25 protein-coding genes are annotated in these 22,533 nt (G+C 67.1%); 16 read left to right on the top strand and 9 right to left on the bottom strand.

What is annotated here, in order from left to right; genetic code table 11:
• Nucleotides 1-36 precede the first annotated feature (36 nt).
• The gene (locus BHE75_RS08425) at nt 37-216 is read left to right on the top strand and encodes a hypothetical protein (RefSeq protein WP_070933604.1); all 180 of its coding nucleotides are present in this window, start codon (nt 37-39) and stop codon (nt 214-216) included.
• A gap of 11 nt (nt 217-227) precedes the next feature.
• Nucleotides 228-914 (top strand): uracil-DNA glycosylase, encoded by a 687-nt coding sequence (gene ung, locus BHE75_RS08420; RefSeq protein ID WP_070935643.1) that lies wholly within the window; start codon nt 228-230, stop codon nt 912-914.
• A 12-nt stretch (nt 915-926) separates the two neighbouring features.
• Here the strand turns inward: ung and hisI are convergent, their stop codons facing one another.
• Complete coding sequence (gene hisI, locus BHE75_RS08415; RefSeq protein WP_070933603.1) at nt 927-1,286, bottom strand: phosphoribosyl-AMP cyclohydrolase; 360 nt, start codon at nt 1,284-1,286, stop codon at nt 927-929.
• Nucleotides 1,287-1,410: 124 nt separating this feature from the next.
• On the opposite strand from hisI, the gene purF reads away from it, so the two are divergent.
• Nucleotides 1,411-2,871: an amidophosphoribosyltransferase gene (gene purF / locus BHE75_RS08410; RefSeq protein ID WP_015460156.1), complete on the top strand. Its 1,461-nt coding sequence runs from the start codon at nt 1,411-1,413 to the stop codon at nt 2,869-2,871.
• Nucleotides 2,868-3,605, top strand: a complete 738-nt coding sequence (locus BHE75_RS08405; RefSeq protein WP_070933602.1) for an SDR family NAD(P)-dependent oxidoreductase — start codon at nt 2,868-2,870, stop codon at nt 3,603-3,605. The genes purF and BHE75_RS08405 overlap by 4 nt, the downstream gene beginning before the upstream one ends.
• Before the next feature lie 21 nt (nt 3,606-3,626).
• On the opposite strand, the gene BHE75_RS08400 is transcribed toward BHE75_RS08405, so the two are convergent.
• From BHE75_RS08400 to BHE75_RS08375, 6 genes are all read right to left on the bottom strand, one after another.
• Nucleotides 3,627-4,376: a queuosine precursor transporter gene (locus BHE75_RS08400; RefSeq protein ID WP_070933601.1), complete on the bottom strand. Its 750-nt coding sequence runs from the start codon at nt 4,374-4,376 to the stop codon at nt 3,627-3,629.
• Nucleotides 4,377-4,422: 46 nt separating this feature from the next.
• Nucleotides 4,423-5,424 carry an NADPH:quinone oxidoreductase family protein gene (locus tag BHE75_RS08395; protein WP_191225165.1) on the bottom strand — a complete coding sequence of 334 codons (1,002 nt, stop codon included), beginning with the start codon at nt 5,422-5,424 and terminating at the stop codon, nt 4,423-4,425.
• A gap of 44 nt (nt 5,425-5,468) precedes the next feature.
• Complete coding sequence (gene leuD / locus BHE75_RS08390) at nt 5,469-6,062, bottom strand: 3-isopropylmalate dehydratase small subunit (RefSeq protein ID WP_070933600.1); 594 nt, start codon at nt 6,060-6,062, stop codon at nt 5,469-5,471.
• Complete coding sequence (locus tag BHE75_RS08385; RefSeq protein ID WP_084653026.1) at nt 6,062-6,910, bottom strand: N-acyl homoserine lactonase family protein; 849 nt, start codon at nt 6,908-6,910, stop codon at nt 6,062-6,064. The genes leuD and BHE75_RS08385 overlap by 1 nt, the downstream gene beginning before the upstream one ends.
• Nucleotides 6,907-8,346, bottom strand: coding sequence for a 3-isopropylmalate dehydratase large subunit (gene leuC / locus BHE75_RS08380; RefSeq protein ID WP_070933599.1), 1,440 nt, complete (start codon nt 8,344-8,346; stop codon nt 6,907-6,909). Before leuC ends, BHE75_RS08385 begins: the two co-directional genes overlap by 4 nt.
• A gap of 61 nt (nt 8,347-8,407) precedes the next feature.
• A complete protein-coding gene (locus BHE75_RS08375; RefSeq protein ID WP_015460149.1) occupies nt 8,408-9,739 on the bottom strand; it encodes a serine hydrolase domain-containing protein in 1,332 nt (443 codons plus the stop codon).
• A gap of 251 nt (nt 9,740-9,990) precedes the next feature.
• Here BHE75_RS08375 and rplU point away from each other — a divergent pair, with 251 nt between their 5' ends.
• From rplU to BHE75_RS08360, 3 genes are all read left to right on the top strand, one after another.
• The gene (gene rplU, locus BHE75_RS08370) at nt 9,991-10,356 is read left to right on the top strand and encodes a 50S ribosomal protein L21 (protein WP_015460148.1); all 366 of its coding nucleotides are present in this window, start codon (nt 9,991-9,993) and stop codon (nt 10,354-10,356) included.
• 25 nt (nt 10,357-10,381) lie between these two features.
• Nucleotides 10,382-10,651: a 50S ribosomal protein L27 gene (gene rpmA / locus BHE75_RS08365; RefSeq protein WP_015460147.1), complete on the top strand. Its 270-nt coding sequence runs from the start codon at nt 10,382-10,384 to the stop codon at nt 10,649-10,651.
• A gap of 175 nt (nt 10,652-10,826) precedes the next feature.
• Nucleotides 10,827-11,390, top strand: coding sequence for a GNAT family N-acetyltransferase (locus BHE75_RS08360; RefSeq protein WP_015460146.1), 564 nt, complete (start codon nt 10,827-10,829; stop codon nt 11,388-11,390).
• 84 nt (nt 11,391-11,474) lie between these two features.
• Here the strand turns inward: BHE75_RS08360 and BHE75_RS08355 are convergent, their stop codons facing one another.
• Nucleotides 11,475-12,320, bottom strand: coding sequence for a metal-dependent hydrolase (locus BHE75_RS08355; protein ID WP_070933598.1), 846 nt, complete (start codon nt 12,318-12,320; stop codon nt 11,475-11,477).
• 44 nt (nt 12,321-12,364) lie between these two features.
• Here BHE75_RS08355 and BHE75_RS08350 point away from each other — a divergent pair, with 44 nt between their 5' ends.
• From BHE75_RS08350 to BHE75_RS08310, 9 genes are all read left to right on the top strand, one after another.
• Nucleotides 12,365-12,958 carry a TetR family transcriptional regulator gene (locus BHE75_RS08350; RefSeq protein WP_041864976.1) on the top strand — a complete coding sequence of 198 codons (594 nt, stop codon included), beginning with the start codon at nt 12,365-12,367 and terminating at the stop codon, nt 12,956-12,958.
• A gap of 31 nt (nt 12,959-12,989) precedes the next feature.
• Entirely contained in the window at nt 12,990-14,039 is a 1,050-nt protein-coding gene (gene obgE, locus BHE75_RS08345) for a GTPase ObgE (RefSeq protein WP_070933597.1), read from the top strand.
• Nucleotides 14,024-15,166 carry a glutamate 5-kinase gene (gene proB / locus BHE75_RS08340; RefSeq protein ID WP_015460142.1) on the top strand — a complete coding sequence of 381 codons (1,143 nt, stop codon included), beginning with the start codon at nt 14,024-14,026 and terminating at the stop codon, nt 15,164-15,166. Before obgE ends, proB begins: the two co-directional genes overlap by 16 nt.
• Before the next feature lie 11 nt (nt 15,167-15,177).
• Nucleotides 15,178-16,083, top strand: coding sequence for an NAD-dependent epimerase/dehydratase family protein (locus BHE75_RS08335; protein ID WP_070935638.1), 906 nt, complete (start codon nt 15,178-15,180; stop codon nt 16,081-16,083).
• A 546-nt stretch (nt 16,084-16,629) separates the two neighbouring features.
• Nucleotides 16,630-18,240, top strand: coding sequence for a hypothetical protein (locus BHE75_RS08330; protein ID WP_254684399.1), 1,611 nt, complete (start codon nt 16,630-16,632; stop codon nt 18,238-18,240).
• Nucleotides 18,241-18,526: 286 nt separating this feature from the next.
• The gene (locus tag BHE75_RS08325) at nt 18,527-18,973 is read left to right on the top strand and encodes a PDZ domain-containing protein (RefSeq protein WP_051128757.1); all 447 of its coding nucleotides are present in this window, start codon (nt 18,527-18,529) and stop codon (nt 18,971-18,973) included.
• Nucleotides 18,948-19,634, top strand: a complete 687-nt coding sequence (locus BHE75_RS08320) for a winged helix-turn-helix domain-containing protein (protein WP_015460138.1) — start codon at nt 18,948-18,950, stop codon at nt 19,632-19,634. Before BHE75_RS08325 ends, BHE75_RS08320 begins: the two co-directional genes overlap by 26 nt.
• 3 nt (nt 19,635-19,637) lie before the next feature.
• The gene (locus tag BHE75_RS08315) at nt 19,638-21,008 is read left to right on the top strand and encodes a sensor histidine kinase (protein WP_070933595.1); all 1,371 of its coding nucleotides are present in this window, start codon (nt 19,638-19,640) and stop codon (nt 21,006-21,008) included.
• Nucleotides 21,009-21,145: 137 nt separating this feature from the next.
• A complete protein-coding gene (locus BHE75_RS08310) occupies nt 21,146-22,141 on the top strand; it encodes a YfiM family protein (RefSeq protein ID WP_254684398.1) in 996 nt (331 codons plus the stop codon).
• A gap of 144 nt (nt 22,142-22,285) precedes the next feature.
• On the opposite strand, the gene BHE75_RS24415 is transcribed toward BHE75_RS08310, so the two are convergent.
• Nucleotides 22,286-22,477, bottom strand: a complete 192-nt coding sequence (locus BHE75_RS24415; protein ID WP_070933594.1) for a hypothetical protein — start codon at nt 22,475-22,477, stop codon at nt 22,286-22,288.
• Nucleotides 22,478-22,533: the final 56 nt, after the last annotated feature.

Raw genomic sequence — 22,533 nt, 5'->3', positions numbered from 1 at the left:
GAACGACCCCGCCGGAGCGATCCGGCGGGGTTTTTCATGGCCGGCAGGGGCCGCCGCCCGAAGGGGCTGGCATCCGCCACCGCCCCGCTTTATCCTCCCGCCATGATCGCCAAAGTCATCATAATCGCGCTTCTGGCGCTGTTGCTGCTGCCGATGCTCGCGGGCATCCGCGCCTTCCGCCGGCTCCCCCGCGATCAGCAACCGCCCGAGGAATGAACGCCACCGCGATGTCCGATACGATCAAGCTGCACCAAAGCTGGAAAGGCCCGCTGGCGCCCGAATTCCAGGCTCCCCACATGGCCGCGCTCAAGCAGTTCCTGCTCGACGAGAAGGCGCGCGGGCGGCGCATCTTCCCCAAGGGCAGCGAATATTTCCGCGCGCTGGACCTGACGCCGCTGGAGGATGTGCGCGTCGTCATCCTCGGCCAGGACCCCTATCATGGCGAAGGGCAGGCGCATGGCCTCTGCTTCAGCGTGCAGCCGGGCGTGCGGACGCCGCCGTCGCTGGTGAACATCTACAAGGAAATGCAGGCCGATCTCGGCATCACCCCCGCCCGCCACGGCTTCCTGGAACATTGGGCGAAGCAGGGCGTGCTGCTACTCAACAGCGTGCTGACCGTGGAGATGGGCCGCGCCGCATCCCATCAGGGCAAGGGCTGGGAACGCTTCACGGACGCGGTGATCCGCCTCGTCAACGAACGGGCCGAGCCCACGGTGTTCATGCTCTGGGGCGCCTATGCGCAGCGCAAGGCGGCCTTCGTGGACGACAGCCGCCATCTGGTGCTGAAGGCGCCCCACCCCTCCCCGCTATCGGCGCATAACGGCTTCTTCGGCTGCCGCCATTTCTCGAAGGCCAACGCCTTCCTCACCGCCAAGGGGCGAGAACCGATCGACTGGGCGCTGCCGGACGTGTGAGGGCGGGGTGGATCACGCCCGCACCAGCACCCCGCCTTCGATCCGGCGATAGAAGCAGTTCGGCGCCCCCGTATGGCAGGCGGGGCCGGCCGGCTCGGCCTTGATCCAGATCGCGTCCTGATCGCAATCGACGCGCATCTCCGCGACCCGCAGCACATGGCCGCTGGTTTCCCCCTTGCGCCACAGGCTGCCGCGCGAACGCGACCAGAAATGCGCCTCACCGGTTGCGATCGTCCGCTCGATCGCTTCTGCGTTCATATGCGCCACCATCAGGACGTCCCCATTACGGACATCGGTGACGACGGCGGTAACAAGCCCCGCCGCATCGAATTTCGGTTGGAATTCCGTGCCGGTTTCGCGATCCTGATCCATGGATCGGGGCCTATCGCGGCGGATGGAATCCTACAAGCTGCAACGACACGGTTACAAAGGGGCGACAAATGGGAAAGGCATCCCTATATGCCGCGCCAACAGGATCACCCGACGGGCGCACGCGATGATCACGACTAATCCTTTCGACGACGACAAGCTCCGCGAGGAGTGCGGCATTTTCGGCATCTGGGGCGCGGAGACCGCGTCCGCCATGGTGGCCTTGGGCCTCCATGCCCTCCAGCATCGCGGCCAGGAAGCCGCGGGCATCGTAAGCTGGGACGGCCGCGCCTTCCACGCGCACCGCGCGATGGGCCACGTCGCCGGCAATTTCGACCGCGACGACGTGATTCGCGGCCTGCCGGGCAATGTCGCCTGCGGCCACGTCCGCTATTCGACGACCGGCGAGACGGCGCTGCGCAACGTGCAGCCTCTGTTCGCCGAGCTTTCGTCCGGTGGTTTCGCGGTCGCGCATAACGGCAACCTCTCCAACGCGATGAAGCTGCGTCGCGAACTGGTGCGCCGCGGCGCGATCTTCCAGTCGACCAGCGACACAGAAACGATCATCCATCTGGTCGCCACCTCCACCTATCGCACGCTGCTCGATCGTTTCATCGATGCGCTGAAGCGGGTGGAAGGCGCTTATTCGCTGATCTGCATGACGCCCGAGGGCATGATCGCCTGCCGCGATCCGCTGGGCATCCGCCCGCTGGTGATGGGCCGTATCGGCGATGCCTATATCTTCGCGTCCGAAACCGTGGCGCTGGACGTGGTTGGCGCCACCTTCCTGCGCCAGGTGGAGCCGGGCGAGATCGTGATCGTCTCCGAACAGGGGATCAAGTCGCACCGGCCGTTCGCGCCGGTCAGCCCGCGCCCCTGCATCTTCGAGCATGTCTATTTCTCGCGCCCCGATTCGATCGTGGACGGTTCCTCCGTCTACGGCGTGCGCAAGCGGATCGGCGCGCAGCTCGCCATGGAAAATCCGGTCGAGGCCGATCTGGTCGTCCCCGTGCCGGATTCGGGCGTGCCGGCGGCGATCGGCTATGCCCAGCAATCGGGCATCCCGTTCGAGCTCGGCATCATCCGGTCGCATTATGTGGGCCGCACCTTCATCCAGCCCGGCGATCAGGTCCGCCACCTCGGCGTGAAGCTGAAGCATAACGCCAACAAGGAATTGCTGGACGGCAAGCGCATCGTGCTGATCGACGATTCGATCGTGCGCGGCACCACCAGCGTGAAGATCCTGCAGATGCTGCGCGATGCGGGCGCGGCCGAGGTGCACCTGCGCATCGCCAGCCCGCCGACGCGGCATAGCTGCTTCTACGGCGTCGACACGCCGGAACGCGCCAAGCTGCTCGCCGCGCAGATGACGGTGGCGGAAATGGCGACCTATATCGGCGCCGACAGCCTTGCCTTCGTCTCGGTCGACGGCCTCTACCGCGCACTGGGCGAGGACATGCGCGAGGAAGGCACCCCGCAATATTGCGACGCCTGCTTCACCGGAGATTATCCGACCCACCTGACCGATCAGGACGAAGTGGCCCCCGCCGATCAGCTTTCGCTGCTCGCCGAACGGGTGGTCGCATGACGGCGAGGCCGCTGGAAGGCCGCACCGCACTCGTCACCGGCGCCTCGCGCGGGATCGGCGCGGCCACGGCCGAGGCGCTGGCCGCGGCCGGCGCCCATGTGATCCTGACGGCGCGCACCGCCGGCGGGCTCGAGGAAGTGGAAGGCCGCATCCACGCGGCCGGCGGCACCGCCACCATCGCCCCTCTGGACCTGACCGATGGGGAGAGCATCTCCCGCCTCGCCACAGCCATCGCCGGCCGCTGGCCGAAGCTCGACATCCTCGTGCTCAACGCCGCCACCCTCGGCACGCTGGCGCCCGTGCCTGCGATCGACGGCAAGGAATTCGCCAAGGTGCTGGCGCTGAACGTGGTAGCGCAGCAGGCGCTGATCGCGGCGTTCGATCCGCTGCTGAAGGCGGCGGATGCCGCGCGCGTCATCGGCATCACCTCCAGCGTCGGCGGGTCTCCCAGGGCCTATTGGGGGGCCTATGGCGCCTCCAAGGCGGCGCTGGAAACGCTGCTGCTGGCCTATGCGGACGAAGTGGCCAATCTGGGCGACGTCCGCGTGGCGATCGTGGATCCGGGTGCCACCGCGACGAAGATGCGCGCGCGCGCCTTTCCCGGCGAGGACGCAGCCACCCTCAAACCCGCATCCGTGGTGGGTAACGCGATCGTGGAGCTGCTGGCCCGCGATTTCCCGACCGGCCACCGCGTGCGAGTGGAAAGCGCGCCGGCAGCCCAGGCGGCGGAATAACCGGCCGCCGCAGCCCGGCGGTTACAAACGTGTTCGGAAGGGCGTGAAATTGGTGTCCTCATCGAAGATGTCGACACCTTCGCGGCGCTTGAGGAAGCCGACGACGACATAGGTGACGGGCGTCAACAGCGCCTCCCAGCTCACCTTCAATATCCACTGCGTTATCAGCACCTTGAAAACGAGGGCATGGGTCCATTCCGCGGCGCCCCAGAAGGCCAGCGGATAGAAGATCAGGCTATCCACGCCCTGCCCGACGACCGTGGAACCGATCGTGCGGGTCCAGAGATGCCGGCCCTGCGTCCACACCTTCATCCGGGCCAGAACGTAGGAATTGGCGAACTCGCCAGCCCAGAAGGCGGTGATGGACGCGAAGACGATGCGCGGCACCTGGCCGAACACCTGCTCATAGGCGGCCTGCCCGCCCCAGCTTTCGGCCGGCGGCAGCGCCACCACCACCCACGACATCAGCGCCATGAACAGGAGGGCGACGGTGCCCACCCAGATGCAGCGCCGGGCGCGGGCATAGCCATAGACCTCGGTCAGGACATCGCCGATCACATAGCCCAGCGGGAAGAAGAGGATGCCTGCACCGAACGGCCAGAGGCCGATGCCCGGCAGGTCGATCACTGCCACCTTGCCTGCGCCCAGCACGTTCGACAGCAGCATGATCGCGACGAAGGCCGCCATCACGAAATCGAAATAGCGCAGCGGACGCGCGCCCAGCGCCCCCGCCTCGACCGCGATCGGCCGCCCCTGCTCTGCCCCGTCCATGACGGTGGAGACTAGAGCCGAGCGCGCCTGATGCAAGTGCCCGCGGTCACTCCGAAATCTTCACGACCAGTTTGCCGATCGCGCCGCGCGAGCCCATTTTCGCAATGGCATCCCCCCCTCGGGCGAAGGGGAACACCTCCGACACCACCGGCGCGATGCGCCCCTGTTCCCACAGGTCGAAAAGCTGGGCGATCCGCGCCCGGTTCGCCTTGGGGTCACGCGCCGCCCAGGCACCCCAGAACACGCCGCAGACGTCGCAGCTCTTGAGCAAAGTGAGGTTGAGCGCGAGCTTGGGGATGCCGGCCGGGAAGCCGACCACCAGATAACGCCCTTCCCAGGCGATCGAACGCAGCGCCGGCTCGGCATAATCGCCGCCGACCGGATCGTAGATCACATTGGCGCCGTCCGGGCCGACCGCCGCCTTGAACTGTTCGGCCAGCGCCTTCGACTGATCCTTGTCGAACGGCGCGCGACCATAGATCACCACCTCGTCCGCGCCGGCCTTGCGCACGGCCTCGGCCTTTTCCTCGCTGGAGACGGCGGCGACCACGCGCGCGCCGAACGCCTTGCCCAGTTCCACGGCCGCCAGGCCGACACCGCCGGCCGCGCCCAGCACCAGCAGGGTTTCACCCGCCTTCAGATGCCCGCGATCGAGCAGGGCGTGGATGGTGGTGGCATAAGTGAGGAGCAGCGCCGATGCTTCGACGAAATCGCGGCCTTCGGGCAGACGGTAGCATTTGACCGCATCGACGGCGACCTTCTCCACCATCCCGCCATGGCCGGTGGTCGCGACCACGCGATCGCCGATGGCCCAGCCTTCCACGCCTTCGCCCACCGCCGCGACGGTGCCGGACACCTCGGCGCCCGGCGCGAAGGGGCGCTGCGGCTTGAACTGATATTTGTCCTCGATGATCAGCACATCGGGATAGTTGATCGCGCAGGCCTTTACCGCGATCAGCAGTTGTCCGGGGCCGGCAACCGGATCGGCAAGGTCGAGCAGCTCGAGCGTTTCGGGGCCGCCGGGAGTGGTGGACAGCAGGGCCTTCATGCGCGTCTCCTCATATCAATTCTGTTTTTCGCCTGTTCCGGCGATCAGCCGGCCTTGGCGGCCAGCCAGGGCCGCTCGCCCGCGATCCTCGCCTCATAGGCGGAAATCGCTCCGTCCCGCGCCAGCGTAAGGCCGATTTCGTCCAGCCCCTGCATCAGGCAGTCGCGGCGGAAGGGATCGATCTCGAAGACGAAGCGGTCCTGGAACGGTGTCGTCACGGTGCGGCTTTCGAGGTCGACCGTGATGGGGTGATCCTTTGCCACCTCCAGCAGCCGGTCCACCGCTTCCTGCGGCAGGACGACGGTGACGATGCCGTTCTTGAAGGCGTTGCCGGAGAAGATATCCGAGAAGCTGGGCGCGATCACCGCCTTCACGCCCATGTCGCCGAGCGCCCAGGCGGCATGCTCGCGGCTGGAGCCGCAGCCGAAATTGTCGCCGGCGATCAGGATCGGCGCGCCGGCATAGGCCGGATCGTCGAAGACGTTGCCCGGTTCGGCACGGATCGTCTCGAACGCGCCCCGGCCCAGGCCCGCGCGCGTGATCGTCTTCAGATAATGCGCCGGGATGATGACGTCGGTATCGACGTTCTTGCGGCCGAGCGGATAGGCCCGGCCCTCGACGGTGGTGATGGGGTCCATCAGTCTGCGGCCTCCGGAAATGCGGGGAGCCGGGCGACGTCGGCCGGCTCATGTTCGATGATGACGGTGGGCTTCAACGCCGCGACGATCGCGTCGAAGCGCTGCTGGCTGGAAAGCGTGGCCACCCGATCCATGTTGAAGCGCGCGACGCCGTGGACGGGTATCTGGTCAGAGACATGGTAGAGATCGCCGGTGATCAGCACTGGCCCCTTGTTGGAAAGCCGGACCAGGAGGCCGTGATGGCCGTTGGTGTGGCCGGGCAAGGCGAGCATGACGACGCTGCCGTCGCCGAACACGTCCTTGTCGCCCACCACGCCCTCGCTGGGGGCGCCGCCCTTGAGCCACGGATCGAGCCGGGCGGCATCGACCAGCGGATTGCGGGTGCCGGACTGGAGTTCGGCCAGGTCCGCCGCGCCGATCAGCAGCTTCGCCTTCGGGAAGCTGGCCGCCTGGCTGGCGTGATCATAATGCATGTGGCTGATGCCGAGGATCGACACGTCCTGCGGCCGGACGCCGATATCGCGGAGCTGATCGACCAGGGTGCGGGCCAGGCTGACGCGGACGCCGGGCACGGGTTCCTCCTCCCGCCCCGCCAGCTCCGCGCCGAAGCCGGCATCCCACAGCATATAATCCTGGCCGTGACGGATCAGGTAGCAGCTTATCACCATGTCCTTGCGCTTGCCGGCGAGGGCATAGCTGTCCGCGAACATGTCCAGATCCGCGTTCTTCACCCGCCCGCAATCGAGCCGCCAGAGCTTGACGCCGGCTGCGGGGGCGGGCGGCGCGGACGGGGCGGGAGCGGCCGCGACGAGCGCGAGGCCCGCCGCCAAGGCCGCCCGCAGCCTCAAGCCGATCCTCCGACGAGATCGCGCACGTCGGTGAGCCGGCCGGTGACCGCCGCCGCCGCCGCCATGGCGGGCGAAAGCAGATGGGTGCGCGCGCCCGGCCCCTGCCGGCCGACGAAGTTGCGGTTGCTGGTGGACGCGCAGCGTTCGCCCGACGGCACCTTGTCCGGGTTCATCGCCAGGCACATCGAGCAGCCCGGTTCCCGCCACTGGAAGCCGGCCTCGATGAAGATGCGGTCGAGCCCCTCGGCCTCGGCCTGCCGCTTCACCAGCCCCGATCCCGGCACGATCAGCGCCTGGCGGACATTGGATGCCACGCGGCGCCCGCGGGCGACGGCGGCGGCGGCGCGCAGATCCTCGATCCGGCTGTTGGTGCAGGAACCGATGAAGATATTCTCCACCGCCACGTCCTGCATGCGGGTGCCGGGCGTGAGGCCCATATAAGCGAGCGACTTGCGCGCGGCTTCCTGCTTGGACGGATCGGCGAAGCTTTCCGGATCGGGCACGACGCCGGTGATCGGCACGACATCCTCGGGGCTGGTGCCCCAGGTGAGGCTGGGGGCGATATCCGCCGCATCCAGCACCACCACCTTGTCGTAACGCGCGCCGGGATCGGTGGCGAGCGTGCGCCACCAGGCGACGGCCGCATCCCAATCCTGCCCGGCGGGCGCCATCGGCCGGCCCTTCAGATAGGCGAAGGTCGTCTCGTCCGGCGCGACCAGACCGGCGCGCGCGCCGCCTTCGATCGACATGTTGGAGACGGTGAGCCGCCCTTCCACGGACATGTCGCGGAACACGCTGCCGGTATATTCGATGACATGGCCGGTGCCGCCCGCAGCGCCGATGCGGCCGATGATCGCCAGCACCACATCCTTGGGGCTGACGCCGAAGCCCAGCGCGCCATCGACGCGGACCTCCATCGTCTTCGACGGCGACAGCAGCAGCGTCTGGGTGGCGAGCACATGCTCCACCTCCGACGTGCCGATGCCGAAGGCCAGCGCCCCCAGCCCGCCATGGCAGGAGGTATGGCTGTCGCCGCAGACGATGGTGGCGCCGGGCAGCGAGAAGCCCTGTTCCGGCCCGACGACATGGACGATGCCCTGTTCCGGCGCGGTGGCATCGATATAGCGGATGCCGAATTCCGGCGCGTTGCGTTCCAGCGCGGCAAGCTGCTGCGCCGATTCCGCATCCGCGATGGGCAGGCGGTGGCCCGCCGCATCCACGCGCGGCGTGGTCGGCAGGTTATGATCCGGCACCGCAAGCGTAAGATCCGGCCGCCGCACCCTGCGCCCCGCCACGCGAAGGCCTTCGAAAGCCTGCGGGCTGGTGACTTCGTGAACCAGATGGCGGTCGATGAAGATCAGGCAGGTGCCATCGTCGCGGCGTTCCACAACGTGCGCGTCCCAGATCTTCTCATAGAGGGTGCGAGGTGCGTTCATAATGCCCCCGCTTTATGCCCTCCCCCGCCATTTTCAAGCGGCCGGCCGCGCAGACTTTATATCAGCGTCCCTGCTTGCGCTTCTTGTCCAGTTCCAGCCAGTCCTCGAAGGGGCGGCCGTAAAAGGCGTCGAACACCTCGTTCTGGACGCCCAGCGGCTTGCCGCTCTGCGAGTTCCAGAGCATCGCCACGCCGTTCTTCGTTTCGGGATCGAAGAAGACGAGCGAGCGATAGCCCGCCACCGCGCCGCGATGGCCGACGATATGGTGGCCGGCATATTTCATGTCGCGCCAGCCCATGGCGTAGCGCTGGTCGGTCACGTCGCGATCGTAGCGCGAGCGGGCGTGGCGGCGCTCCACATCCACGCGCGGCTCGTGGATCACCTGGATCAGCGCGGGATCGAGCACCTGCGGCTCGCCGCCCATCTGCGCGCGCAGCCACAAGCCCAGATCGAAGATGGAGGAGTTGACCCCGCCGGCCGCCGGCACATGATAATAAGCGTCCGACACCTTGAGCGTGCGGTGGCCGACATGCGGCCGCGCCCAGCTTGGCGAGGCTTCCAGGCCGGCGCGCGTCACCGTCGCGCTGGTCATGCCCAGCGGCACGAACAGCTTGCGCGCCACCATTTCGGCATAAGGCCGCTTGGTCGCGTTGACGACCGCCTCGCTCGCCGCGTCATAGGCGACATTCTGATAGGTATGGCAGGTGCCCGGCTTGCAATAGGCCTGCAGCGCGCCAAGCTCGGTGCGGATCTGATGCGGGTCCTCGCCCGCCTCCAGCTTGTCGTCATAGGCATTGTGGACGATGCCGGTGCGGTGGGCGAGCAGATCGGCGACCGCCACCACATCCTGCCCGTTGCCCGGCAGCTTCAGCGAGGGTGCCCAGCGCGAGATCGGATCGGCCAGCGAAAGCCTGCCCTCCTCCGCCAGCTTGGCGACGAGGGTGGCGGCGACGCCCTTGGAGAGCGAGGCCCAGCGGAAGACGGTGCCGGTCGTCACCCTGTCGTCCCCGCCCGCCTGGGTGACGCCATAGCCCTTCACGAAGCTGATCTGGCCCTTCTCGACCACGGCGATGGCGAGGCCGACCATATCGTCCTCGCCCACCAGCCGGGTCAGCCGCTCATCCAGGCGCTTATAATCCACGAGGTGCGGGCCGGCGGTGGGCACGCCCGGCTTGATCGCGATCCGCCCCGGGGAGACCGGGCGCACGGCGCGTTCGGGAACCCACTTGTCGGCATCGAAGGTGGCATAGCCATAGCCGACGGCGACCGCGAACAGGCCGGTGCCGATCAGCGCCGCCCGCTTCCAGGAGCGCCGCGCCCGCGATACGCCCGAATCGGCCGGACCGGGCCTGGTATCGTGGAGGATATCCCGCTTGGGATCGGCATCAGCCACGATGGGGGTTCCGGAGCGGATTCCCGCCGCGTTCGAATGGATTCAGGCTCATGAACCCTTCCCTTAACGACGGGATTCCGGCAGTCAAACACCGATCGGCGCACATTTTGCTCGATCCGGCGCTGCATTCGCGACGCTAGGAAGTTGACAGCGCGCCGGGGTTCAAGTAGCAGCGCGGCCTTCCCGTGCGGGGGTTTAGGCCGCAGCCTTTATCTATGCGCGGGTCCAGCTTTTGAAAAGTGATGAGGGCCATGTTCGCTATCGTGCGCACGGGCGGCAAGCAGTATCGCGTTGCCGCAGGAGACAAGATCGTCGTCGAGAAGATCGCGGGTGACGCGGGCTCGACCGTGCAGCTCAGCGACGTGCTGCTCGCCGGCGAAGGTTCGGAACTGAAGGACGTGAACGGCCTGACCGTCGCGGCCGAGATCATCGCCCAGGCTAAGGGCGAAAAGGTGATCGTGTTCAAGAAGCGCCGCCGCCACAATTATCGCCGCCGCAACGGCCACCGCCAGCAGCACACGATCCTGAAGATCCTGTCGATCGGTGGCGAGCAGCCCAAGGCCAAGAAGGCGTCGAAGAAGGCCGAGGCCGAAGCGCCCGCGGCTGCCGAAGCCTGAGCCCCAGCGGAAGGAGTAAGAGAAAATGGCACATAAGAAAGCAGGCGGCTCCTCGCGCAACGGTCGCGATTCGGCTGGCCGTCGTCTCGGCGTGAAGAAGTTCGGCGGCCAGGAAGTGGTCGGCGGCAACATTATCATCCGCCAGCGCGGGACGAAGGTCTATCCCGGCCGCAATGTCGGCATGGGCAAGGATCACACCCTTTTCGCGCTCGTCGACGGCCGCGTGGCCTTCCACGAAGGCAAGCTTGGCCGGAAATACGTAAGCGTGGACGCGGTGGCGCAGGCCGCCGAATAATCGGACGAACCGGTTTTCGGGTCGTCCAGTGGGCGACCCGGAAGGTCCTGTAGACGGACCGTGAGGGAGACGGGTCGCACCGCCTCCCTTTTTGCTGTCTCCCTCAGAAAACTGTCGTCGCCTTGTAACCCTTTGCGGGCAGAGGCGTTGCACAAGCCGAGGGAGAGGCTTCTCTATGTTTGCACGTACCGAACGGCTGCTGTTGCGGCCAGCCTGGGATGAGGATGCCGATGCGCTGCACGCGGCGATCGGCGACGAGACCGTCGTCCGCAACCTCGCCAAGGCGCCCTGGCCCTACCGGCTGGAGGATGCGCGGAGCTTCGTGGGCGCCGCCCGCGACGCGGCCCTGCCCGATTATCTGATCTTCGCGCGCACCCATGGCACGCCGCGCCTGATCGGCGGGATCGGCCTGGCCCGGGAAGATCATGGCGACGAGACCGGCACGATCGAGCTCGGCTACTGGATCGCGCGGCCTTATTGGGGACTCGGCTTCGCGACCGAGGCGGCGCGCGCCGTGGTCGCCACCGCCGATCACACCCTGCGCATCCCGCGCCTGACGGCCAGCCACTTCCTGGACAATCCGGCATCCCGCAACGTCCTCTACAAGCTGGGATTCCGGCCGACGGGCGAGGTGTTCATGCGCCGCAGCGTCGCCCGGCGGCGCGAGGTCGCCTGCGCGCGGTTCGTCCGCGAGGCCGGCGCCGAGGGCGAAAGCTCCAACCCGGCGCTTGCCGCCTGATCCAGATGCCCGGAAAAAAGGGGCGCGCGACCTGAGTCGCCCGCCCCTTTTTCATGCGCCGGCCATGCCGGCCTGCGCGATGGATCAGCGCGCCAGAACGGCGTTCCCTGCCCCCGCTTTCGATTCGCCGCGATCGATCAGCGCGCGATCATCATGCCTCCACGGATGGAAGCCGGGCAGGAAGAAAGCGAGCCAGGACGCGAAGATGCGCCGCATCATGCCGGGCCGGACGAAGGCGAACCAGAACATCCGCGCCCAGATGCGCGGGCCAGACAGCCCATCCTGACGCAGCAGATCGATCATGCCGCGCGTGCGATCGACCGTGAAGTTGCGGGTGACGAGCATCATCACCTTAGCCTTCACCGACCAGCGCCTGAAGCGGGGCCAGTTGCGCGTCGCATGCAGCCAGGTATCGTAGGCGACGCCCTTATGCTCGATCTCCTCCATCGCGTGCCAGCGCCACATCGCCGCGGCATCGGGATCGGCGCCGGCCAGGTGGCGCGGATCGGCGAGCAGCTCATGCGCCAGGATCGCGGTGAAATGTTCCAGCGCCATCGTCGCGGCAAGGCTGGCGATCGGCGGCTTGGAACGGACCAGCGCCAGCCGGCGATCCACCGCCGCCTCCAGCCGGGTCACATCGTAGCCGGCATCGGTAACGCGGCGGTTGAAGGCGACATGCTCGCGCGTGTGCATCACCTCCTGCTTCGTGAAGGCGGCGATTTCGCCGGCCAGCCGGGGCGGCGTGCCTTCGCGGAACTGGCGCACGCTATCGATGAAGAAACCCTCCCCCTTGGGAAAGGTGGCCGAAAGGCAATTGTAGAATGCGGTTGCAACCGGATCGCCGGCCAGCCACCAGCGATCCATGGAGAGACCGCGACCGAAGCGGCGGTCGCGGGGGGTGATGGTAAGGTCCGTCGGCGTTCTGGTCATCCGCGCCTCCCTGATCCGGGTGCAGGATAAGGCTACTAACATCAATGTCAATAATACGACCCAGATTGAGCGCCGAAGACAGCCGCCTTGCCGCGCTGGAGGCGGCCCGCCTGCTGCTGATCGAACAAGGCCCCCAGGCGGTGACGCTGAAGGCGGTGGGCGCCAGGATCGGCCGCACCCACGCCAATCTGCTGCATCATTTCGGATCGGCCGCCGGGCTGCAGCAGGCGCTGGCCGCCAGCATGGCGGACCGGATAACGGCGCAGATCGGCGCCGTGGTGCTGCGCGCCCGCGCCGGCGAGGCGGACCCGCGCGAGATCGTGGACCTCACCTTCGACGCCTTCGACAAGGAAGGGGCCGGCGCGCTCGCATCCTGGATGATCCTGTCCGGGGATCGCGCCGCGCTGGACCCGATCGTCGGCGCCATCCACCGTCTGGTGGACGAGCTCGGCCCGCATGAGGACCGCCCCGTCCACGCCATAACGCTCGCGCTCACGCTTTCGGCGCTCGGCGACGCCCTGATGGGGGAGGCCATGGCCGAGGCGCTGGGCCTGCCGCGCGGCACGGCGCGCGAAATGGCGCTGGCCCAGATCCTCTCCTTCGCCGGCAAGGACAAGGAAACGACTCAGCCGGGGTGACGTTTTCCGCTTATTCGCTATATGCGCGACCATGCATTTCCTTGACCAAGCCAAGATCTACGTCCGCTCAGGCGCCGGCGGCCCCGGTGCCGTGAGCTTCCGGCGCGAGAAGTTCATCGAATATGGCGGCCCTGACGGCGGAAACGGCGGCAAGGGCGGCGATATCGTGTTCGAAGCGGTGGCCGGCCTGAACACGCTGATCGACTTCCGCTACACCCAGCATTTCCGCGCGCCCCGCGGCAAGGGCGGCGCCGGATCGAATCGCACGGGCGCGGGCGGCGAGGACCTCGTCATCAAGGTGCCGGTGGGAACGCAGGTGCTTTCCGAGGACAAGGAGACGGTGCTGCTGGACTTCACCGCCCCCGGCCAGCGCCACGTGTTCCTGCGCGGCGGCGACGGCGGGCGCGGCAACGCCAGCTACAAGACCTCCACCAACCGCGCGCCGCGCCAGCACGGCACCGGCTGGCCCTATGAGGAAGCCTGGGTGTGGCTGCGGCTGAAGCTGCTGGCCGATGCCGGCCTGGTCGGCCTGCCCAATGCCGGCAAGTCCACCTTCATCAACGCCGTGACCAACGCCAAGGCCAAGGTGGGGGATTATCCCTTCACCACCGTGCGCCCGCAGCTCGGCGTCGTCACCCGCCACGCCCGCGAATTCGTGATCGCCGACATTCCCGGCCTGATCGAGGGCGCGGCCGACGGCGCGGGCATCGGCGATCGCTTCCTGGGCCATATCGAACGCTGCCGCGTGCTGCTGCACCTGATCGACGCCAGCGGCGAGGACCCGGTGGAGGCTTATCACATCGTCCGCGAGGAGTTGGACGCCTATGGCGCCGGCCTTGCGGACAAGCCGCAGGTGCTGGCGCTGAACAAGATCGACGCGGTCGATGAAAAGACGCTGACGAAGCTCCGCAAGAAGCTGGAGAAGGCGGCGGACGGGGAGGACGTGCTGCTGCTTTCGGGCGCGGCCGGAACCGGCGTGGAGGCGGTGCTGGACCGGCTGGTCGAGGCGATCGGCCCGCTGGAGGAGGCCAGCCCCGCCGGCGAGGACGGGGGAGAAGCATCCGAATGGTCGCCGATCTGAAGGGCGCGGCCGCGCGCTTCGCACCCGATGCGTGCCCCCGGCTGGTGGTGAAGATCGGATCGGCCCTGCTGGTCGATCCGTCGGGCGAAGTGCGGCGGCCGTGGATGGCGGGCGTCGTGGCCGACATCGCCGACAGGATCGCCGCCGGGCAGCGCGTGGCGGTGGTATCATCCGGCGCGATCGCGCTCGGCGCGCGGCGGCTGGGGCTTCCCAAGGGCGGGCGCGCCAGCCTGGAGGACGCGCAGGCGGCCGCGGCAACGGGCCAGATCGCGCTTTCGCACTGCTGGGCCGAGCTGCTCGGCGAACGGGGCCTCACGGCGGCGCAGATGCTGGTGACGCTGGACGATCTGGAAGATCGCCGCCGTTACCTCAACGCATCCGCCACGCTCGACCGGCTGATGGCGCTGGGCGTGGTGCCCGTCATCAACGAGAATGATTCGGTGGCGACCGAGGAGATCCGGTTCGGCGACAATGACCGGCTTGCCGCGCGGATCGGCCAGGCGGCGGCCGCGCGCGGCGTGATCCTGCTTTCGGATATCGACGGGCTCTATACCGCCAATCCCCACCGCCACGCCGATGCCGAGCTGGTGGCCGAGGTGACGCGCATCGACGCGCGCATCCGGGCGATGGCGGATGGCGGATCGGCTTCGGGCATGGGTTCCGGCGGCATGATATCCAAGCTGGAGGCCGCCCGGATCGCGATGAGCGCCGGCGCGCATCTGGCGATCATATCGGGCAAGGTGGAACGCCCCCTCGCCGCCTTCGCGGCGGGCGGGCGCGGCACCGTCTTCGTCGCGGAGCGCGGCGCATCGGCCCGCAAGGCCTGGCTGGCCGGCCGCCTGACGGCCAGGGGCTCCATCCACGTCGATGCCGGCGCGGCCGAGGCGCTCGGCAACGGCCGCAGCCTGCTGCCGGCGGGCGCCGTTTCCGTGGAAGGCCGGTTCGAACGCGGCGACGTGGTGGACATTATCGGCCCGGATTCCGCCCCCGTCGCACGCGGCCTTGCCGAATATGACGCCACGGACGCGGCCCGCATCGTCGGCCGCCGATCGGACGCGCTGGAGGCGCTGCTCGGCTACGCGCCGCGCGCCGCTTTGGTCCATCGCACCCATATGGTCCTGCTGTGAGCGACGCGAGGGTGCCGATCGCCATCACCGGCGGCACCGGCTTCGTCGGCGGGCACGTGCTGCGGATCGCGGCCGAACGGAGCGTGGCCGTGCGGGCGCTGACCCGCAGGGCGCAACCGCCCGCGCCCGGCGTGGAATGGGTGGCCGGCACGCTGGACGACCGCGACGCGCTCGCGCGCCTTTGCGACGGCGCCCGCGCGGTGATCCACATCGCCGGCGTCATCAACGCGCCCGATCGGGCCGCCTTCGCCGCCGACAATATCGCGGGAACCGAAGCGATGCTGGCGGCCGCGCAAGCGGCGGGTGCGGCGCGCTTCATCCATGTCTCCTCCCTCGCCGCGCGGGAACCGGACCTGTCCGATTATGGCTGGTCCAAGGCCGAATCGGAAAAGCCGGTCGCCGCCTCCGCACTGGCATGGACGATCGTCCGCCCGCCGGCCGTCTATGGCCCCGGCGATCGCGAGATGCTGGAAATGTTCAGGATGGCCGCCAGGGGCTTCGTCGCGCTGCCCCCCGCCGGCTGCCTTTCGGTGATCGAGGCGAGCGACCTTGCCCGCCTTCTCCTCGATCTGGTCGACGCGCCCGAGGCCGCGGGCCATATATACGAACCGGATGACGGCGTGGCCGGCGGCTGGAGCCATCGCGATTTCGCGCTGGCGCTGGGGAATGCGGTGGGCCGTCCGGTAAGGACTATCGCCCTGCCCGCCTCCCTGCTGCGCCTCGGCGCCTTGGCCGACGGCCTCGTGCGCGGCAAGGCCGCCAAGCTGACACCCGATCGCGTGCGCTATTTCTGCCACCCCGATTGGGTGTGCGGCCCCCACGCCCGCCCGCCGGCAACGATCTGGCGGCCACTGGTGGAAACGCCGGCAGGCCTGAAGGCAACCGCGCAGAGCTATCGCGCGATGGGCTGGCTTTAGATTGGGCCACTCCACGCCTGCGCCCTGAATGGCCGTGGCAGGCCCTGTTTGCTGGGGGGCGGACAGTTGGACGTTCCAGCATAGCGGCCTTCTCCCCCGTTCGCGGGAGAAGGCGCGCGCGCCGCAGCAGGCGGTGGGTGGATGAGGGTCTTCTTCTTGTTTCAGATGGTTGAAGGAAGAACCCCCTCACCCAGCCCTCTCCCGCGAAAGCAGGAGAGGGCTCAGATTGCCGTCCGCTTCCTTCGACGGCGTCGTCATTGAAAGGTGGCGCCGAACTGGCGCATTCTCGACAATCGGCGCACCGATACGTGACAGGCAGCTTCCCGTGGATTCCGCCGAAATCCCGCCTATCAGGATACGACGACTTATCGGCGTCCTAGGAGGCACCCGAGCAATCCGGAAGCCGCCATCCGTTCAAGGCGTAATTGCCTTATCGCAAGGGTCCGCACTCACCCCTTCTAAGGGTCCGCCCTAGTTACGCACTTTGTCGACAAGGCTATGTTGGCGCACGCCAGAGTTGGGCGGACGAACTTTATCGATCTCGTGATGTCGGCGCTCGTCGCTATCCGAACGATGCGCGATGCGACAAAGGAGGATCACGCACTGCCCCATCATCACACAGCCACTGCAAGCTTCCCGGCGCGCAACCCGTATCTGACCGATAGCGTCTACCCGATGGCGCATTTCAATCCCGGCGCCACGGACTCTGTCCCCCATGCTGGGCCAACGAAGGGCCGCAAACTTGTCCCGTCGGATGTAAAGGCAGTGATGCTGCCGTTCACTTCCAACCCCACGGTGAAGAAGATTGGCGACAGCACAATCGTAATCGCCGGCTGTACCGACGGTATCCGAAAGATCGACGCGACAGGCGACAAGTTTGAGCTGGTCTCAATCCTTCCTTATCCGGGCATGGAGCAGTTGCCGGAGCAATCTACCGACGCTGCGTTGGAAGGGCTGATCGCGCAACTCGACGCGGCGGCACGCGCGCGCGACGATGCGAAGATCGTCGCACTTACCAAGCAGGCTGAGGAGCTGAACTTTTCCCGCAAGCTCATGGCCAATGGTGCGTACGGCTTCATCGATCGCGACGGGTGCCACTATGCGGCCTTTGCTGCGACCAAGATCCTCAAAAGCACCGACGACAATGATCCGGCGAAGCCGCTTCGCATCCTTCAGGTGGCCGATCTGGCCGAGCATCTGCCCGAGGGTACGCACCTCGTCGTCGCAGCACAGCTTTATGACGGACACATCGCCGCGATGGCCTATGGTCACATGTTGCTGCTTGACCGCGATCTCAAGCCGCTGGGGAGCCTGTCGTTCGACGGCGAGCCAGTTGAGAACAGCGTCTGCTTCGACGAAACGGGTCTCTACGTCGTGACATCCCGGCACATGCACAAGATCGTCTGGACCGGCTCAAAACTTTCCTATGACGAGGCCGATGGCGGGTGGCGCAGTGAATACAACACCATGTCGCGTGAGCAGGCGACAGCGGCGGGTTCACTTACTCAATCGGGCGGGTCAGGAACGACCCCCGTGCTGATGGGGTTCGAGGACGGCGATGACAAACTAGTGATTATCGCCGACGGTGACCCTGAAGGCACCAATCTTGTTGCCTTCTGGCGCGATACAATCCCCGACGGTTTCCAGCAGAAGCCCGGCACGAAGTCGCGGCGGATTGCCGACCAAATCCGCATCGCTATCTCGAAGGTGACAATTGAACCTTCGCCTGAAGTTTTGGGCACGGGCGTGATCGTCCTCAACTGCAGCTTTCCTCAGCCAGTGGCCGACATTTTCGGCGATACCTTTACTGGCGGCCTCACGCGGCCGGCCGCGAAAGGCGCCCAAAAGTTCGAGTGGGACAGCGAAAAGCATGCGTTTGAAAGCAGCTGGATCAACTCCGAAATCGACAACACCGATGTGATGGTGCCGGTGATCTCAGCGGCGACATCAATGATCTATATGGCTTCCAAGGCGGATGGGAATTACGTTTATCTCGGTCTTGATTGGGAGACCGGCGAGGAGCGCGCGCGATGGGAGTTCCCCGACGATAGCCGCCGCTGGAATGCCTATGGTGGCATCACCACGCTGCTCGAAAATGGCGACTTGATGCTCGGGGGCATCTTTTCCGTAAAACGCGTTTGCATCGGGGAGGGATAATAAATGGAGTCGTCTCCAGACTATGAATGATGGGCTGGTTTCACCCTTTTCGGCTCATTAGCGGACTGGCCGGATACCATGGCGGTCGCAAGCTCGGGATGGTCGCGCAGAAAAGGCCGGATCGGGGCAGCAGGCGCGGAGGGCAACCGAACGGAGCGAACAGGTAGGGTTGCGAATTTGCCGGCGGCGCCCCTGGGTTAGGGCGCGAGCCTGCCGGCCGTCACATGACCGATCTGTCATTTGCGCATCATCTGGCCGCCATTTGGGGGCGGCTAGCGTGGCGGGCATGCTTGGCTCCTCCTTATCAGGCCCGATACGGGATCGGCTGATCATCGTGGCTGCGGCGGCGATGCTCGCCCTCGCGGCGGCGGCGTTGATCGGCCACTGGATGACGGCACCTGCCGCCGGCGCCTGCCGGGACGACGCGCAGCCTTACGCCGCCGCCGCGCCGCTGCCGGGCCTGACGCTGGAGCCGATCGCCGCCCTCCACGCCCTGGCCGTCACCAGCCTGCGTTCCGGCGGGCAGGCCCAGCGGATGGGAGTGCGCGTGGGCGATCTGGTGGAAAGCATCGACGGCCGGCATGTCGAGACGCTCAGCGCCCTGACGCGCATGGCCGGCGCGCAATTTCCGGGAATAGTATCGTTGCGTATGCGTCGTGGTATGCAATTCTACGATATCAGGCTGGTTCGACTGGGGCATGGCTGCGGTGACACACAAGATCCTCGTCATTGAAGACGATCAGGCGGCCGCATCCTATATCGTGAAGGGGCTGGTGGAGGCCGGCTTCACCGTCGACCAGGCGGATAATGGCCGCGACGGCCTGTTCCACGCCACCGACGGCCGTTACGACGCCATCATCCTCGATCGCATGCTGCCGGGCATGGACGGCATGGCGGTGCTGGGCGCGATGCGCGCCGCCGGCATCGAGACGCCGGTGCTGATCCTTTCCGCGCTGGCATCGGTGGACGACAGGGTCGCGGGGCTGACGGCGGGATCGGACGACTATCTCACCAAGCCCTTCGCCTTCGCCGAGCTGCACGCCCGCCTGAACCTGCTGCTGCGCCGGCGCGGAAGCGGAACCGCGCCCGAAACGCGGCTCGCCTGCGACGATCTGGAAATGGACCTCCTGTCCCGCAAGGTGCGGCGCGGCGGAACCGGCATCGACCTGCAGCCGCGCGAGTTCCGCCTGCTGGAATATATGCTGCGCCATCGCGGCCAGGTGGTGACGCGCACCATGCTGCTGGAAGGCGTGTGGGATTATCATTTCGATCCCGGCACCAACGTGATCGACGTGCATATCAGCCGGCTGCGCAAGAAGATCGACGAGGGATTCGATCGTCCGCTGCTGCATACGGTGCGGGGCGCCGGCTACCGCCTGGGCGCGGACGGCTGAGGGGTGCGGCCGCGCAACTTCCTGCGATCCTCCACCATACGCTTCGTCGCGCTGGTATTCGCGCTCCAGATCGGTTCTTCGGTGCTGCTGCTGCTGGCCGTCCAGCATATCGCGGCGGGCGAGCTGCGCCAGCTATCCGTGGATATCGCCGATGAGCTGCGCGGCGATCTTGCCGCCAGCTTCGACGAGGGCGGGCTGCCGGCCCTGAAGGCACGCGCGCAGGCCCGCATCGCCCGTTCGCCGGGGGATGACGTGGTGGTGCTGGTGGCCGATGGCGGGGGCCGGGAGCTGGCCGGCAATCTGGGCGCATGGCCGCCGGGGGTGAAGCCGGATGGGGAATGGCGGGCGATAACGCTCTATCGCGTCGATTCAGACCGGCCGGAACGGATGATCGTATCCGCATCGCGGATGGCGGACGGATCGCTGCTGCTGGCCGGCCATGTCGTCGAGGGAAGCCTGCAGTTGCGGGCCACGGTGGAGGAGGCGATGGCCAGCGTGCTGCTGCTGGCCCTGCCCATCGCGCTGCTGGGGGCGATGCTGGCCGCGCGGGTGGTCGACGGGCGGATCGCTCGCATCGCCACGACCGTGCAGGCGGTGCGGACGGGGGATCTTTCGCGGCGCATCCCGCTCGACGGATCAGGCGATGCGTTCGAGACGCTGGCCGCCGGCATCAACGCCATGCTCGACCGGATCGAAACGCTCGTCACCGAATTGCGGATCGTGACGGACGGGCTGGCGCACGACCTGCGATCGCCGCTGACCCGGCTGAAGGCCGGCCTGGAACGCGCGATCGCGGAGACCGGCGACGATATGCAGGCGACGGCGCTGCAATCCGTGGCCAACGAGGCCGAAACGCTGCTGGCGATGCTGGGCACGGCGCTGCAGATCAGCCGGGCCGAGGCCGGCATCGGCCGGGACCGCTTCACCGATGTCGACGTCGCGGCGATGCTTTCGGATATCGCGGAGGTCTACGGCCCCGTGGCCGAGGATCATGGCTTCAGGCTGGAATGGGATGCCCAGGGCGACATGGCGATCCGCGCCCATCGGGAATTGCTGGGACAGGCGCTCGCCAATCTCGTCGACAATGCGATGAAATATGCGCGGCCCGGCCCCATCCGGCTGCGCGCGCGACGCACGCCGGACGGCATCGCGATCGGCGTGGCGGACAGCGGCCCCGGCATCCCGCCGGAACATCGCGCGGAGGCGCTCCGCCGGTTCGGGCGGCTCGACCCCGCCCGTCATATCGGTGGCGCCGGATTGGGGCTGTCGCTGGTCTCGGCCGTCGCGCGCCTGCACGGGGGGGAAATACGGCTGGAAAGCGACCCGGACGGATTGGCCGGCGGCTTCGAGGTGGAGATTCGTCTCCCCGGCTGAACATATCGCCGCACGGAAGGCGCCGCATGAGCCGCCGATCATTCCACGGATCAAACAAAGCGGCCATATGTTCAGTGGTTTGCAGCAATGAATCGGAGGGGTGTTTGGCGCAAACGAGACGCTGGCTGGATGCCCGGTTGAAAAGTCGCGCCAACCGCCTGCCTTCCGATATCCTGTTGCTGGGGTTGGCGGCATTCGCCTGCCCCACCCTGGCGCAGGCCGAAGATATCGTCGACATCGACTACAGGCTGGAGGGGCCGGCCCCGCTTGCCGGCGGCGACGGCCAGCCGGCGGGGGATGCGCCGCCCCCGCAACCGGTGGCGATCTATGGCCCCACCCCTTCCGGGGAATCGGCTGCGCCGGTGCGGAACAGCCGCTACGACAGCTTCGGCGAGCAGGTGGGCGCGGTGAAATGGGAAGTCGCGGGCATCGCCGCCTACATGACGATCACCCAGATCGCCGTCACCCATGAAACCACGTCCTTCCACTTCCAGGACGAAGGCTGGTTCGGCAAATCGACCACCAACCTGGGCGTCGACAAGCTGACCCACGCCTATAATTCCTACCTGCTGGCGGAGCTGCTCAATGCCCGGATAGGGCGGAAGAGCGGCGATCGATCCAGCGGGGCGCTGACCGCCGCCGTGCTGGCATCGGGCCTGATGATCTATAGCGAGCTATATGACGCGCATAAGGTGAGCAGCGGATTTTCCATCCAGGACGTGCTGTTCAACACCGGCGGCGCGGCCTTTTCGGTGCTGCGCAACACCGTTCCGGGATTGAAGGACAAGCTGGATTTCCGCCTGCTGCTGATGCCCAATTCGGACATCTACACCTTCAAGGGCAAGGAGCATTACGAGCAGCAGCGCTTCATGCTGGCGCTGACGCTGGCGGGCTTCGATCAGTTCCGCGAGACGCCCTGGCGCTTCGTGGAACTGCATGTCGGCTATCACGCCTCGGGCTTCACCGCCAAGGACAAGGCCAAGGGCGAGGACCCGAGGCGCAGGATATTCTTCGGCGTGGGCCTTAATTTGAAGGAGCTTTTCTTCAAGTCGCCGCAATCGCGCGTGGGTCGCGCGGCGGGCAGCGTGCTGGATTATATCCAGATCCCCTACACGGCCATCCACGTGGAGTAAGGAAAAAGGCCCGGTCGACGCTGGTTCTGGGCAAGAGGACGTCGACCGGGCATATCCGGCCCCAGGACAAGGGGGAAATTCGGGGCCGGAGGCGGGGCGGATCGGCGCGACGATCGCTGGCAGCGCGGACCCGCCGTCCGCGATTCAGTTCGCCTTCTTCGGTTTCGCGGCATTCGCCTTGGCCGCGGGCTTGGCGGCCTTGTGCTGCACGGTTTTGGCGGCGGCGGCAGGCTTCGCGGCGGCGGCAGTGGTTGCGGCGCTGGCCGGGCCGGCGATGATCGCGACGGCAAATCCGGCCAGCAGCGGCGCGGCAAGGAGACGCTTGGTAATCTGCATGGGGGCAACTCCAACATCCACCCAGGCCCATTGTCCGATCGAGCCGGGCCGGGTGA

The sequence above is a fragment of the Edaphosphingomonas haloaromaticamans genome (assembly GCF_001853345.1).
Lineage (GTDB): Bacteria > Pseudomonadota > Alphaproteobacteria > Sphingomonadales > Sphingomonadaceae > Sphingomonas_E > Sphingomonas_E fennica.
This window is presented reverse-complemented; position numbering and strand designations above follow the sequence as displayed.